The sequence below is a fragment of the Lysobacter spongiicola DSM 21749 genome, from assembly GCF_900167055.1.
GTDB lineage: Bacteria > Pseudomonadota > Gammaproteobacteria > Xanthomonadales > Xanthomonadaceae > Novilysobacter > Novilysobacter spongiicola.
The window spans coordinates 16,149-28,890 of sequence record NZ_FUXP01000003.1 but is presented as its reverse complement, the minus strand read 5'-3'; the positions used below and the strand labels follow the sequence as shown (position 1 = coordinate 28,890).

Below are 12,742 nucleotides of genomic sequence, written 5' to 3'. Positions count from 1 at the left end.
CCATGGCGGAACCAGCCCGACCAGGTACCCATAGAAGATCAGTCATGAAGACATTCACCGCCAAGAACGAGACCGTCCAGCGTGACTGGTACGTGGTCGACGCCACCGGCAAGACCCTCGGCCGCCTCGCCGCCGAACTCGCCCACCGCCTGCGCGGCAAGCACAAGCCGGTCTACACCCCGCACGTCGATACCGGTGACTACATCGTGGTCATCAACGCCGAGAAGATCGTGGTCACCGGCAACAAGCTTGCCGACAAGAAGTACCACCGCTTCACCGGCTACATCGGCAACCTGAAGACCGAGACCCTCGCCCAGGCGCTTGAGCGCCACCCCGAGCGCGTCATCGAGACCGCGGTCAAGGGCATGCTGCCGAAGAATCCGCTCGGCCGCGCCATGTACCGCAAGCTCAAGGTCTACGCAGGTTCCGAGCATCCGCACACCGCGCAGCAGCCGCAGCTGCTGGACATCTAAGGTTACTGACATGGCAATCCAGCAGAATTACGGCACCGGCCGCCGCAAGTCCTCCACCGCCCGCGTGTACCTGCGCAAGGGCGAGGGCAACATCACCATCAACGAGCGTTCGATCGAGGAGTTCTTCGGTCGTGAAACCGCCCGCATGATCGTGCGTCAGCCGCTGGAACTGACCAAGTCGACCGACAAGTTCGACGTCAAGGTCACGGTCGCCGGCGGCGGCACCACCGGCCAGGCCGGTGCGATCCGCCTGGGCATCGCCCGCGCGCTGGTGGAGTACGACGAGTCGTTGAAGAGCGAGCTGCGCCAGGCTGGCTTCATGACCCGCGACGCCCGCGAAGTCGAGCGCAAGAAGGTCGGCCTGCACAAGGCTCGCCGCGCCACCCAGTTCTCCAAGCGTTAAGGTTTTTCGCGGCAGTCTTTGCCGCGATCCACCGATCTTCGGTAGAATTGTTTCCATAGCCCCGTCGCCAAGCGGTAAGGCACCTGACTCTGACTCAGGCATTCGGTGGTTCGAATCCATCCGGGGCTGCCATACAAGGCCAGCAATGGCCAACGAAGAACCCGCCGAAAGGCGGGTTTTTTGTTGCTCGGTTACAATTGAAACCATCGCGCCGAGGCGCCGGAACAGGAGTTTTCAATGAAGCTGGGCTCACTCAAGGAAGGCGGTCGCGACGGCACCCTGATCGTCGTATCCCGCGATCTCAAGCGCGCCGTGCGTGCTACCGGCATCGCCGACACCCTGCAGCGTGCGCTGGAGGACTGGAGCAACGTCGCGCCCCGGCTCAACAGCCTGTCCGACCAGCTCAACAGCGGTTCGGCCGAAGGCGCCTTCGATGTCGACCCGGCCGCGCTGGCGTCCCCCCTGCCGCGCGCCTACGAGTTCGTCGACGGCAGCGCCTACCTGCCGCACGTGGAGCGTGTCCGCCGCGCCCGCGGCGCCGAGGTGCCGGAGAGCTTTTATACCGATCCGCTGATGTACCAGGCCGTGAGCGCTGGCTTCTATGGCCCGCGTGATCCGGTCCGGGTGCCGAGCGAGGAGTACGGCATCGACCTCGAGGCGGAGCTGGTGGTGGTGACCGACGACGTCCCGATGGCGGCGTCACCCGGGCAGGCGGCAGGGCACATCCAGCTCGTCGGGCTGGTCAACGATGTGTCGCTGCGCAACCTCATTCCCGGCGAGCTGGCCAAGGGCTTCGGCTTCCTGCAGTCCAAGCCGCGTTCGGCGCTGAGCCCGGTGCTGGTCACGCCCGACGAGCTCGGTGATGCCTGGCGCGACAACAAGGTCCATCTGCCGCTGCTGACCCACGTCAACGGCAAGTGGTTTGGCGCACCGGAGGCGGGCATCGACATGCAGTTCGACTTCTCCCAGCTGGTGGCGCATGCCGCGCGCACCCGCCCCCTGTCGGCCGGCACCATCGTCGGCTCGGGTACCGTCGCCAACGAGGACACCAGCCGCGGCGCATCGTGCTTCGCCGAGCAGCGCACCGTCGAGACCCTGCGCGACGGCAAGCCTTCCACGCCTTTCATGAGCTTCGGCGATACCGTGCGCATCGAGATGCTGGACAAGGACGGCAACAGCATTTTCGGCGCCATCGAGCAGCGCATCGACCGCCACGACGCCTGACCGGCGGCGTGGTTGGCCGGCGAATGGCCGTCCGCTGCGACAGGGAACGTATTAACGTGCGCAATGGGGAGCGCAATGACTGAAGGAAGGTCGCGAATGGCCGATCAGCTGAAGCTGTACTCGTACTGGCGTTCGAGTGCGGCATACCGCGTGCGCATCGGCCTGAACCTGAAAGGCCTGCCGTACGAGACCGTGCCCGTGCACCTGGTGCGCGATGGTGGCGAGCAGCATGCGGATGACTACCGCGAGCTCAATCCGCAGGAACTCGTTCCGGTGCTCAAGCACGGCGAGCGCGTGCTGCGGCAGTCGCTGGCGATCCTCGAGTACCTGGACGAGACCTGGCCGCAGCCGGCGCTGATGCCGGTGCCGACGCGCGACCGCCAGCGGGTCCGCGCCATCGCGCAGACCATTGCCTGCGAGATCCATCCGCTCAACAACCTTCGGGTGCTGCAGTACTTCACCAACACCTGGAACGTGCCGCAGCCCGAGCGCGAGGAATGGATCCGGCACTGGGTGGTGGATGGTTTCACCGCGCTGGAGAAGATGCTGGACGGACATCCCAGCACCGGCGAGTTCTGCGATGGCGAGCTGCCGACGGTGGCCGACTGCTGCCTGGTGCCGCAGGTCTACAACGCCCGCCGGTTCGGCGTCGACATCGAGCAGTTCCCGACCATCGCCCGCATCGATCGCGCCTGCCTTGCACTGCCCGCGTTCGAAGCCGCCCGCCCCGAGAACCAGCCCGACGCTCCGGAGCCGAACTAACCCGGCGCGCCCGTGCGGCGGGCCGTCCCGGCTCCGCGAATGACGCTGCAACTGTAGCAGCGACGTCAGTCGCGACCCCGCGCAACCTCCACGCCACCTGTAGGAGCGGCTTCAGCCGCGATCGGATCATCGTCCGCACGCGCCGACTCCACGATCGCGGCTGAAGCCGCTCCTACATGACAGCGTCCGGACCCGGGGGTCGCGACTGACATCGCGCCTACACGGGCAGGCCACGGGGCGCGACGTGGGACCGGGGCGGGCCGAGGGCGCCGCCCCTGACTTGCTACTGCTCCCCGGCCGAGAACACGTCCGCGTAGGGGTTGTGTTCCTCGCCGGCGCCTTCCGAGAGGCGGAACTTCAGCGCCAGACCGTCGCGGGAATCGGCCGCGCGCAGCGCCTCTTCCATCTCGATCTTGCCCTGCTTCTGCAGCCGGAACAGGCACTGGTCGAAGGTCTCCATACCTTCCTCCAGCGTCTCTTCCATCGCGTGCTTGATCTCGTGCACCTGGCCGCGACGCATCAGGTCGCGGATGTGCGGGGTGTTGATCAGCACTTCCGAAGCAGGCAGCCGGCGGCCGTCGGTACCGATCACCAGTCGCTGGCTGACCACCGCCTTGAGGTTCAGTGCCAGGTTCATCAGCACGTTCTTGTGCGCGGCTTCGGGGAAGAAGTTGAGGATGCGCTCGAGCGTCTGGTCGGCGTTATTGGAGTGCAGCGTCGCCAGGCACAGGTGGCCGGTCTCGGCGAACGAAATTGCCGCCTCCATCGTCGTCTGGTCGAGGATCTCGCCGATCAGGATCACGTCCGGCGCCTCGCGCATCGCGTTCTTCAGCGCGCTGTGAAAAGCGTGGGTGTCGAGGCCGACCTCGCGCTGGTTCACCAGCGACTTCTTGTGGCGGTGCAGGTATTCGATCGGATCCTCGATGGTGAGGATGTGGCCGGCGATGTTGCTGTTCCGGTAATCGATCATCGAGGCCAGCGTGGTCGACTTGCCCGAGCCGGTGGAACCGACGATCAGCACCAGGCCGCGCGGGGCCATGATGATGTCCTTCAGCACCTGCGGCAGCTGCAGCTCCTCGATCGAGGGGATCACGCTGCGGATGGCGCGGATCACCATGCCCACCTCGCCACGCTGCTTGAACACGTTGACGCGGAAACGGCCGGCATCGGGCAGGGCATAGGCCATGTTGAGCTCCAGCTCGCGCTCGAACTGCGGCACCTGGCCCTCGTCCATCAGCGAGTAGGCGATCTTCTTGACCATGCCCGGCGGCAGGCCGGTGTTGCCGAGCGGGTGCAGCTTGCCTTCGATCTTGATATAGACCGGTGCGCCGGTGGACAGGAACATGTCCGACGCATTCTTTTCCGTCATCAGCTTCAGGAAATAGCCGATGTCCATGAACAACCCCCTCGTTCTCGACAATGAGCCGTTGCATGCGCACGGCCTGCCTGTTCACAATGGCCTGGCGATTTCCGTCCACCATGGCCCTCTTATGTCACGCAGCTTCGCACAAATCCGCTTCGCGCTGATGGGCACAGTTCTCGCTTGCGGCATCAGCGCCTGCGCGACACTGCCACCGCCCACCGTGGAACTCAACGACGCCCAGCAGGCAGTGGTCAGGGCCAGCGGCGCGGATGCCGACCAGTACGCCAGCGGGGAACTCGCCGCGGCACGGGAGGCGCTGGCTCGTGCCCAGGCGGCCATCTCCGAGGGGCGGAACGATGATGCCCGGAACCTGGCAGCCGCCGCCCATGCAGACGCCGACCTGGCCCACGCCCTGAGCCAGGAGGCACTGGCGACGGCCGAGCTGGCCCAGCGCCGGGCCGAGGTGGAGCAGTTGCAACAGCGGCTCAGGGAGACCACCCGATGAAGTTCTATTCCAGGCTGCTCCCGCTGGCGCTGGGCGCCGCACTGCTTGCCGCCGCCCCGGCCCATGCCCAGGAGGACGAGCAGGTGGTGCGCCTGAGCGCCGAGTTGCGCTCGCTCGATGCCGACCAGGAACTGCGCGACCTTGCGGCGTTCGAGCGCCTGCAGGCCCGGCAGGCGCTGGAGGCGCTGGCCAGTGCACGCCGAAGCGACCGCAACGCCGCTGAATACGTGGCCCAGCGCCGGGTGCGCATCGCCGGGATCGCCGCGCGCACCGAAGCGATGCAGCGCCGCATCGCCCAGCTCGAACGCGATCGCACCGACCTCATTGTCGAGGCCAGCCGGCGCGATGCCGCTCAGGCGCGTGCCGAGGCGGAGCGGCTGCGTGTCCAGGCCCAGATCCAGGCCGAGGAAGCGGCCCGCCTGCGCCAGCAGACCATGAGCGACGCCGACGCCCTGCAGGACATCGAATCCGCCCTGCAGAACGTCTCCGGGGTAGAGGCCGCCCGCCTGAAGGCCGCCCGCGCCCGCGAGGCCGAGCTCGCCCGCCAGGAAGCGGAGTTGCTGCGGGAGCTGGAAGCCGCCGAGAGCGGGGACTGAGGTTAGAAAATCGTTGTTCATCAGCAGCTTGGCTTGGTGAGGACGGCTGTGGACCAACAGCCACGGGCCTTTGCGGACGGTGCGCACCCGCCTCGTCTGCCATCGGTCTGAAACGCGACTTCGGGCGCTTGTCGACCCCCTGATGCAGGAGTAGGGTCGAGTCACCAGGAGGGGTTTTCCTCCCGGTGATTAGAGGCAGGGCCCATGCAGCCAGTCCCGGATGTCAACGAGGTATCCACAAGCCCGGTTCCGGCGATCCAGGTACCCAAGCGTGATCCCGCGTCGAAAGGCGTGGAGGCCCGGCCGTGAAACCCCCAGCGCCCCGACCATCCGGCCGGGGCGTTTGCACATGTGCTGAAGGAGGCTTTTCATGTTCGAAGAACAACCGCAGCCCGAGATCGAAGCGCTGATCAACTCCGACCCCGAGTTCAAGCAGCTGTACCAGCGCCACAAGAAGCTCGACAAAAAGGTCATGGATGCCGAACTGGGCGTGTTGCCGATCGACGACACGACGCTTGCGCAAATGAAGCGCGAAAAACTGGCCGCCAAGGACCGACTGGCCCGGTTGTACGACTCCCGCCAGCACTAGAACAGGCGCGGGCGGTGGCGGCTTCCTCGTCGACCACCACCGCCCGCCGTCTCCAGCCGTCGCCCCATGGCCACGGACCGTCAGCCCCTGTAGGAGCGGCTTCAGCCGCGATCGGATGATCGGCACCCCGTGCCGCTTCACGATCGCGGCTGAAGCCGCTCCTACAACAGCCCAGGCTGCAGCGGGGCGGGCAGTGACCCCATCCCGTAGAATCGCTGGGCCCGCCGCACCCCAGACGGCAACAGGATCCCGCCTTCCAAATGCCCATCGCCCGCTCCGTCCTCGACCTCATCGGCCACACCCCCATCGTCAAGGCCCAGCACCTCGACACCGGCCCCTGCGAGCTCTACTTCAAGCTGGAATCGCAGAACCCGGGCGGGTCGGTGAAGGATCGGATCGGGCTGAAGATGATCGAGGCCGCCGAGGCACGGGGCGACATCAAGCCGGGCGACACTCTGGTGGAGGGCACCGCCGGCAACACCGGCCTGGGCCTGGCGCTGGTGGCCCAGCAGAAGGGCTACAAGCTGGTGCTGGTGGTCCCGGACAAGATGAGCCGGGAGAAGATCTTCAACCTCAAGGCGATGGGTGCGCAGGTCGTGCTGACCCGCTCCGACGTCGCCAAGGGCCACCCGGACTACTACCAGGACCTGGCCGAGCGCCTCGCCCGCGAGACGCCGGGCGCCTATTTCATCAACCAGTTCGGCAATCCCGACAACCCGGCCGCGCACGAGTTCGGTACCGGACCGGAGATCCTCGCGCAGATGGCCGAGGCCGGCGGCCTGGACGCCATCGTCTTCGGTTGCGGCAGCTCGGGCACCATGACCGGCCTGTCGCGCTGCTTTGCCGAGCAGTCCCCGCACACCGAGCTGATCCTGGCCGACCCGGTCGGCTCGATCCTCGAGGACTACATCAACCGCGGCGAGATCGTGGAAAAGTCCGCCAGCTGGATGGTCGAAGGCATCGGCGAGGACTTCCTGCCATCGATCTCCGACTTCAGCCGGGTCAAGAAGGCCTATGCGATCAGCGACAAGGAGAGCTTCCTGACCGCGCGCGAACTGCTGGAGAAGGAGGGCATCCTTGGCGGCTCCTCGACCGGCACCCAACTCGCCGCGGCCCTGCGCTATTGCCGCGAGCAGACCATGCCCAAGAAGGTGCTGGTGCTGGTGTGCGACACCGGCAACAAGTACCTGTCGAAGATGTACAACGACTACTGGATGCTCGACAACGGCTTCATCGAGCGCGAGCAGCACGGCGACCTGCGCGACCTCATCCTGCGCCCGTTCTCGCAGCGCGACACCGTCGTGGTCGGCCCCGACGACCTGCTGATGACCGCCTACCAGCGCATGAAGCTGTACGACGTCAGCCAGCTGCCGGTGATGGACGGCGACGGCCTGGTCGGCATCCTCGACGAATCCGACCTGCTGATGCACGTCTACGGCGAAGAGGCCCGTTTCCGCGACAAGGTCTCCACCGCGATGGTCAGCAAGCTCGACAAGATCGACGTCCGCGACCCCGTGGAGGCCCTGCTGCCGGTGTTCGACCGGGGGCACGTGGCGATCATCACCGATGGCGAGCAGTTCCTCGGCCTGATCACCCGCATCGACCTCCTGAACTACCTCCGCCGCCGCGTCGAATAACCGCCCACCCCACCTGTAGGAGCGACGTAAGTCGCGACCCCACCACCCACCCAGCCGCCCCCATAGGAGCGGCTTCAGCCGCGACCGCGCCCCATCCCGCCCCCCGCGCCAGACAGCACCCTCAGCCGCTCCACAAGCCCCACAACGTCCTCCTCCCCATACCAGGGTCGCCAACACTCAGCCCGCCCTACCAGGGCGCTGGCGAACCGCTCCACGTCTGCCCCCACGTAGTCAGCACTGGCATTACGCTCGGACAGAGGCTGGTCGTAGCTCCCTACCAGCCCCGCCCGCTCGCGAAGCAGCGCGCCCTGGGAGGCCACGATGTCCTCGTAGCGCAGCACCCGCTCGGGGGGCAACGCCTCCCGGAAGCGGCCGAAGAACCAGCCCAGGATCTCCAGCTGGCGCTCCAGCAGGTCCGGCGTGGCGCCCAGCACGCGTGCCAGCGCCGGGCAGAGCCGCTCGCCCGCAGGCAGCCGGCCCCGTCCCACCGGCAGGTCCACGGAGTTCCAGGACGCCAGCACGGAAAGCGGGTTACGCACCACCGCAAGAGTGGGGAGCGCGGCGGCGAGCTCGGGGAGCAGCGCCGTGAACGCCGCGTTGTGCTTCACCACCAGCGTGAAGCGGCTCGCCGGCCGCCCGATCTCGATCACGCCCCGGCTGACCTGCAGCCGGCGCCGGCCCGCGCTGTTGCGCTCCGACGAGAACGGGTTGTCGGGCAGGGCCCCACCCCGGTGCTTCCCCACGGCGGTGCCGTCGTCGAGCAACTGCCGGCGGGTGCTCTCGAAAAATTGCGATACGGCGGCTACCGCTGCCGTCGGGTCGGCCGCGGGCAGCTCGTTGACCGGCATGGGTTCGAACAGCGCCACCGTATCGGCGCATTGGTCGAGGATCCTGCAGGCGAGGGTGGTGCCGCCGCGCGGCACCCCGGTCAGTGCGAGCCGGGGGCCGTCAGCCGACCCGGCGAGTGGATGTGTCACTCGACGCGGAACTCGGCAATCCCGACAGGCTGCATGTTCACGTCGATCTGGGCGTTGTAGGTGCCCGGCTGCATTCCGTCGGCTTCGGAAAACTCGAACACTATGTATTCCTCACCGGCGGGGGCCTGCACGGTTTCTTCCTTGTGGCTGTTGCCGTCCTCGTAGGTCCAGTACACGCTGACGTTGGCGCCCGGCGGCACGCCGTCCAACGGCGCCGAGACATAGACGCTATCACCCGTTGAGAAGCTGTTCTGGCCGGACATTGCGGCGCCGTCAGGGGCCAGGCTATTGCCTATGATCACGCGGTTGCTGGACGCAGCGGGTTCCGGCACATCCGCCGACAGCGTGGCAGGGCGACGTGTTGTTGCGGTGCTGGCGGTGCCCTCGGCAGTACCCGTGTCTGCATTTGTCGCCTGGTCCGCGACCGGCGTGCTCGTTTGCGGAGTAGCCGAATCATCGCCGCAGCTTGCGACGGAAAACACGACCAGGGTGGCAAGGAACGGGCGGAGCAGTGACATCCTCATGGTTCGGAAGCTCGCTTCGGGGGAAGGCTGCCGATCGTAGGGGAGGACTGGATTCCGGGCAAGATCTGTCGCCGGAGCAGGTATCCGTTCGGATTCAGAGGCACAAAAAAACCGGGCAGCCTAGGCTGCCCGGTTCCTGTACCTCAATGAAGCAACAGCTTACGGGATGAAGAAGCCGCCGTTGCTGTTGTGCAGGAACTGCTGCTCGGTCTGAGCGTCAGCATCCGTCAGGTTGGTGATCGTGCCGTCGTTCTGGTTGCGGTTCAGGCCCTGCACCATCATGCCGTCGAACTCGCCGGTGACTTCCAGGCGCCACTTGCCAGCACCGTTGCCGAACGAGCCGGTGATGCCCTTGGCCACGGCACCCTCTTCCAGGTCAACCGAGTTGAACTGCTTGGAGTTGCCTGCCGGCAGGTTGAAGCTGATCGGACCGGCCATGGTGCCGTTGTCGTCCCAGCCCACCACGGTGACGTTGCCGTCGAGGTTGGACGGGTTGATCACGCGGATGAAGGACTGCGCCGTCGTGTTGCCGGCCGGGTTGACGTGGTAGACGTCGACCACGGAACCGTTGTACTGCAGCGGAGCAACGTTGCAGGCGCCACCGGCGATGACGATTTCGTCGGTGCCCGGGGTCACGGTCAGGCTGTTCTGGATGCCGAAGGACTGGGCCGCCAGCTGGGTCTCGCCATCGACGGTCACGCAGAGGTTGCCACCGGTGGAGGTGTCGCCCGTGCTGCCGCCCAGATCCGTCACCGTCTCTTCCAGCGTGGCAGTGTCGCCAGCCGCATTGATGGTGTAGTCGCCGATCGAAACCGCGCAGGTGTCATCGGCAGCGAGGAACACATTGGTGAAGCCTCGAAATCGCCGGTGATGGTCGAGGTCAGGGTGTCGGTGCCATCCAGCGTCAGGCCGGCGGTGGTGTCGACGTCGATCGTGCCCAGCGAGGCGGTCACGAACTCGGCGCCGCCGATCTCGTACGGGAAGTTCACGAACGCGGTCTTCGGGTCGAAGGAGGCGCTCTGGCCGACGTCGATGCGGTACGGCTGATCTTCGGCGGTGCAGGTGATGGCTACGCCGTCGTCGCGGACGATCAGGTTCGGGGTGTAATCATGCAGGGTCGCGGTGCTGACCGGATCGCGCAGCAGGAAGCGGGCACGGGTGATCGCACCGTCGGCGGTGGGAACTTCCTGCAGGTCGAGGTTGGCGATGGAAGCAAGCAGGCCGACCGACACGGTGGATGTCGAGGTGGTGGGCTCGAACGTGAACTGGGCCTGGGTGGAACCCTGGGTGCCGCCGGCGGCCAAGGTAATGGTCCATCCACCGGTCAGCGCAGCGCCCGGCGCCAAGACTGGAGCAACGTCACCAAACTCGGCGCCGTCGCGCAGAGTCACCAGCAGCTGGAAGCCGGTGGTGCGGCCGACAATGATATCGCCCAGCTCGACGTTCAGCTGGACAGCTTCAGTCATGGTGACTTCGGAACCGACCTGGGTGGCCACGACCTCGGCGTCGGTATCGCCAGCGGTCTCCACATTGTAGGCGTAGGCGGCGGGGGCAACCATGGCGGCGGCCAGGGCCAGCGCGAGGGTCTTTTTCTTGTTGTACAGCGACATGTCGAAACTCCTAGTTTCCGGATTGTTGGTTTACAACTCGAACTGGATGCACTACTGCTCACCTGGTACCAGACAGCGGCAGCCGCCGGCATTCAGTTGCGCCCCGGGAAACCACGATGGCTATCGGGGTGCGGCCCGCGCGAGACGGCGAGAGCCGTATCCCGAGTGCATCGAGCTGCAGGCGGCAAGCTAGCCGATGCATGGGGATGAGTCAACAAGAGTTCAGGTATCGGTGCGGTACTGGGACGGGGCTCGCACTCCCACGAAGATGCCGCCCGATCGTTGGCCTATATACTGCTGCATTGCCGTATCGGGCATGCGCGCCTGCGCCGGGCGCCCCGGGGATGACCATGGAACAAGCAATCGTGCCCACCGAAGAAGCTGCCGCCCTCGCCGGGGCCGTCCCGGGGAAGCGTGCGTTGCTGGGTGAGCTGCTGCTGGCTGAAGGGTTCATCGGCGCGGCGGATCTCGACCGAGCCCTCGACCTGCAGGGACGCCTTGGCGGCCGGCTGGGCAGCGTTCTGATGCGAATCGGTGCGCTCAGCGAAGACAACCTGTTGGATACGCTCAGCCGCCAGCTGGGCCTGCCGGTGCTGGGGGTCGACCTGCCCCTGCCCGACGAGGACGCGCTGCGGCTGGCGGCCATGCAAGCCCCTGCGGGCGTGGACTGGCTGGTGGACCAGCAACTGCTGTTGTGGCAACACGATGCCGGTGGGCTCGCCTGCGCGGCCCGCGATCCGCTGGCGCCGGCCCTGCGCGATGCGATGCGGCTGGCGTTCCCCGGACAGGCGGTGCAGTACTGCCTGTGCCGATCGCAGGATCTGGAGCGGATGCTGGACGTGCTGTCGCGGCACGCCGGAGCGGCCGGCAGCGAGAACGGAGACGTCCAGGCCCTGAGGGAAATGGCCGAAGAGGCGCCGGTGGTGGAGCTGGTCAACAACCTGCTGGCCCAGGCTGTCGAGCAGGGTGCGTCGGATATTCATGTGGAACCCGAGGAGCAGCGTTTCGCGGTGCGCTTCCGCATCGACGGTGTGCTGCACTCGCGGCTGGCGTTGCCGCGCAACCGCTTCGATGCGGTCGCCTCGCGGCTGAAACTGATCTCGGGCATGGACATCGCCGAGCGCCGGCTGCCGCAGGACGGACGCATGTCCACCCGCGTGGGCGGGCAGGAGATGGACATCCGCGTATCGGCGCTGCCGGGAGTGCATGGCGAATCGATCGTGATGCGCCTGCTGCCCAAGGAGCGCAAGGAGCTGGGCCTGGAGCGGCTGGGATTCGAGCCCGACCACCTGCAGCTGATGCGCGAGTGGACGGCGCTGGCCAACGGCATCGTGCTGGTCACAGGGCCGACCGGCTCGGGTAAATCGACGACGCTCTATGCCTCGCTGGCCGCGGCGAACGATGGCCTGAAGAAGATCATCACGGTCGAGGACCCGGTGGAGTTCCAGCTCCCGGCGATCACGCAGATCCAGGCCCACCCGGACATCGGCCTGACCTTCGCAAGCGCGTTGCGGTCGATCCTCCGGCAGGACCCTGACGTCATCATGATTGGCGAGATCCGCGACCTGGAGACCGCGCAGATCGCGGTGCAAGCCGCGCTGACCGGGCACCTGGTGCTGTCGACGCTGCATACCAACGATGCCATCAGCGCCTTCACCCGGATGGTGGACATGGGCGTGGAGCCGTTCCTGGTGGCGACCCCTGTGCGTGCCGTGCAGGCGCAGCGGCTGGTACGTCGGCTGTGCACCTGCGCGCGGCCGGGCCACGTGCCTGCGCCGCTGGAGGCGGAGGCCGCGCGCTGGGCTGCTGACGTGCTCCCCGGACAGCCCGCGCGCTGGATGGAGCCGGTCGGGTGTCCGCGGTGCCTGGAGACCGGCTATCGCGGCCGGTTGGGCATCTACGAGATGGTCCCGGTGTCGGAGCAGATGCAGCACCTGATCGTGACCGGGGCCAGCGTGAATGAAATGAAGCAGCAGGCGCGGGACGAGGGCTGCCGCTTCCTCCGCGAGGACGGCCTGCTGAAGGCGTGGCAGGGCCTGACCACGGTGGAGGAAGTGCTGCGCGTGACCGGCGCCTGAC

Annotated in this window: 14 protein-coding genes and 1 tRNA gene; 10 read left to right on the top strand and 5 right to left on the bottom strand. The window is 66.7% G+C overall.

Annotated features, from left to right (window positions below; all coding sequences use genetic code 11):
- The first annotated feature begins 44 nt into the window (after window positions 1-44).
- From rplM to maiA, 5 genes are all read left to right on the top strand, one after another.
- Window positions 45-473: a 50S ribosomal protein L13 gene (gene rplM / locus B5D37_RS05850; RefSeq protein ID WP_078757787.1), complete on the top strand. Its 429-nt coding sequence runs from the start codon at window positions 45-47 to the stop codon at window positions 471-473.
- A 10-nt stretch (window positions 474-483) separates the two neighbouring features.
- A complete protein-coding gene (gene rpsI / locus B5D37_RS05845) occupies window positions 484-876 on the top strand; it encodes a 30S ribosomal protein S9 (RefSeq protein ID WP_078757786.1) in 393 nt (130 codons plus the stop codon).
- 57 nt (window positions 877-933) lie between these two features.
- A tRNA-Gln gene (locus B5D37_RS05840) sits at window positions 934-1,008 on the top strand.
- A gap of 105 nt (window positions 1,009-1,113) precedes the next feature.
- The gene (locus B5D37_RS05835) at window positions 1,114-2,100 is read left to right on the top strand and encodes a fumarylacetoacetate hydrolase family protein (protein WP_078757785.1); all 987 of its coding nucleotides are present in this window, start codon (window positions 1,114-1,116) and stop codon (window positions 2,098-2,100) included.
- A 96-nt stretch (window positions 2,101-2,196) separates the two neighbouring features.
- On the top strand, window positions 2,197-2,862 hold the full coding sequence (gene maiA / locus B5D37_RS05830) for a maleylacetoacetate isomerase (RefSeq protein WP_078757784.1): 666 nt from the start codon (window positions 2,197-2,199) through the stop codon (window positions 2,860-2,862).
- 283 nt (window positions 2,863-3,145) lie between these two features.
- On the opposite strand, the gene B5D37_RS05825 is transcribed toward maiA, so the two are convergent.
- Entirely contained in the window at window positions 3,146-4,258 is a 1,113-nt protein-coding gene (locus tag B5D37_RS05825; RefSeq protein WP_078757962.1) for a PilT/PilU family type 4a pilus ATPase, read from the bottom strand.
- Here B5D37_RS05825 and B5D37_RS05820 point away from each other — a divergent pair.
- The 4 genes from B5D37_RS05820 (at window position 4,257) to B5D37_RS05805 (ending at window position 7,552) form a co-directional block, all read left to right on the top strand.
- A complete protein-coding gene (locus tag B5D37_RS05820; RefSeq protein WP_234987725.1) occupies window positions 4,257-4,730 on the top strand; it encodes a DUF4398 domain-containing protein in 474 nt (157 codons plus the stop codon). The two genes, B5D37_RS05825 and B5D37_RS05820, sit on opposite strands and share 2 nt — an antisense overlap.
- Window positions 4,727-5,326, top strand: a complete 600-nt coding sequence (locus B5D37_RS05815; protein ID WP_078757783.1) for a hypothetical protein — start codon at window positions 4,727-4,729, stop codon at window positions 5,324-5,326. The genes B5D37_RS05820 and B5D37_RS05815 overlap by 4 nt, the downstream gene beginning before the upstream one ends.
- A gap of 370 nt (window positions 5,327-5,696) precedes the next feature.
- Window positions 5,697-5,915 (top strand): HP1242/YdcH family protein, encoded by a 219-nt coding sequence (locus tag B5D37_RS05810; protein ID WP_078757782.1) that lies wholly within the window; start codon window positions 5,697-5,699, stop codon window positions 5,913-5,915.
- Between the two features lie 260 nt (window positions 5,916-6,175).
- On the top strand, window positions 6,176-7,552 hold the full coding sequence (locus B5D37_RS05805) for a pyridoxal-phosphate dependent enzyme (protein ID WP_078757781.1): 1,377 nt from the start codon (window positions 6,176-6,178) through the stop codon (window positions 7,550-7,552).
- Window positions 7,553-7,626: 74 nt separating this feature from the next.
- Here B5D37_RS05805 and B5D37_RS05800 read toward each other — a convergent pair whose 3' ends face one another.
- The 4 genes from B5D37_RS05800 to B5D37_RS14640 form a co-directional block, all read right to left on the bottom strand.
- Window positions 7,627-8,529 (bottom strand): hypothetical protein, encoded by a 903-nt coding sequence (locus B5D37_RS05800; RefSeq protein WP_078757780.1) that lies wholly within the window; start codon window positions 8,527-8,529, stop codon window positions 7,627-7,629.
- Window positions 8,526-9,053, bottom strand: coding sequence for a hypothetical protein (locus B5D37_RS14645; RefSeq protein ID WP_143814171.1), 528 nt, complete (start codon window positions 9,051-9,053; stop codon window positions 8,526-8,528). Before B5D37_RS14645 ends, B5D37_RS05800 begins: the two co-directional genes overlap by 4 nt.
- Window positions 9,054-9,212: 159 nt before the next feature.
- Window positions 9,213-9,806, bottom strand: coding sequence for a hypothetical protein (locus B5D37_RS05790; protein WP_143814170.1), 594 nt, complete (start codon window positions 9,804-9,806; stop codon window positions 9,213-9,215).
- Window positions 9,803-10,663, bottom strand: a complete 861-nt coding sequence (locus B5D37_RS14640) for a hypothetical protein (protein ID WP_143814169.1) — start codon at window positions 10,661-10,663, stop codon at window positions 9,803-9,805. Before B5D37_RS14640 ends, B5D37_RS05790 begins: the two co-directional genes overlap by 4 nt.
- Window positions 10,664-11,013: 350 nt before the next feature.
- On the opposite strand from B5D37_RS14640, the gene B5D37_RS05785 reads away from it, so the two are divergent.
- On the top strand, window positions 11,014-12,741 hold the full coding sequence (locus B5D37_RS05785) for a GspE/PulE family protein (protein WP_078757960.1): 1,728 nt from the start codon (window positions 11,014-11,016) through the stop codon (window positions 12,739-12,741).
- The last annotated feature ends 1 nt before the right edge of the window (window position 12,742 follow it).

Excerpts from the sequence above, each read along its gene's own strand:
- B5D37_RS05785 (WP_078757960.1), top strand. The coding sequence starts at position 11,014 with ATGGAACAAGCAATCGTGCCCACCGAAGAAGCTGCCGCCCTCGCCGGG.
- B5D37_RS14640 (WP_143814169.1), bottom strand. The coding sequence starts at position 10,663 with ATGTCGCTGTACAACAAGAAAAAGACCCTCGCGCTGGCCCTGGCCGCC.
- B5D37_RS05820 (WP_234987725.1), top strand. The coding sequence starts at position 4,257 with ATGAACAACCCCCTCGTTCTCGACAATGAGCCGTTGCATGCGCACGGC.
- B5D37_RS05815 (WP_078757783.1), top strand. The coding sequence starts at position 4,727 with ATGAAGTTCTATTCCAGGCTGCTCCCGCTGGCGCTGGGCGCCGCACTG.
- B5D37_RS05810 (WP_078757782.1), top strand. The coding sequence starts at position 5,697 with ATGTTCGAAGAACAACCGCAGCCCGAGATCGAAGCGCTGATCAACTCC.
- rpsI (WP_078757786.1), top strand. The coding sequence starts at position 484 with ATGGCAATCCAGCAGAATTACGGCACCGGCCGCCGCAAGTCCTCCACC.
- maiA (WP_078757784.1), top strand. The coding sequence starts at position 2,197 with ATGGCCGATCAGCTGAAGCTGTACTCGTACTGGCGTTCGAGTGCGGCA.
- B5D37_RS05835 (WP_078757785.1), top strand. The coding sequence starts at position 1,114 with ATGAAGCTGGGCTCACTCAAGGAAGGCGGTCGCGACGGCACCCTGATC.
- rplM (WP_078757787.1), top strand. The coding sequence starts at position 45 with ATGAAGACATTCACCGCCAAGAACGAGACCGTCCAGCGTGACTGGTAC.
- B5D37_RS05825 (WP_078757962.1), bottom strand. The coding sequence starts at position 4,258 with ATGGACATCGGCTATTTCCTGAAGCTGATGACGGAAAAGAATGCGTCG.
- B5D37_RS14645 (WP_143814171.1), bottom strand. The coding sequence starts at position 9,053 with ATGAGGATGTCACTGCTCCGCCCGTTCCTTGCCACCCTGGTCGTGTTT.
- B5D37_RS05805 (WP_078757781.1), top strand. The coding sequence starts at position 6,176 with ATGCCCATCGCCCGCTCCGTCCTCGACCTCATCGGCCACACCCCCATC.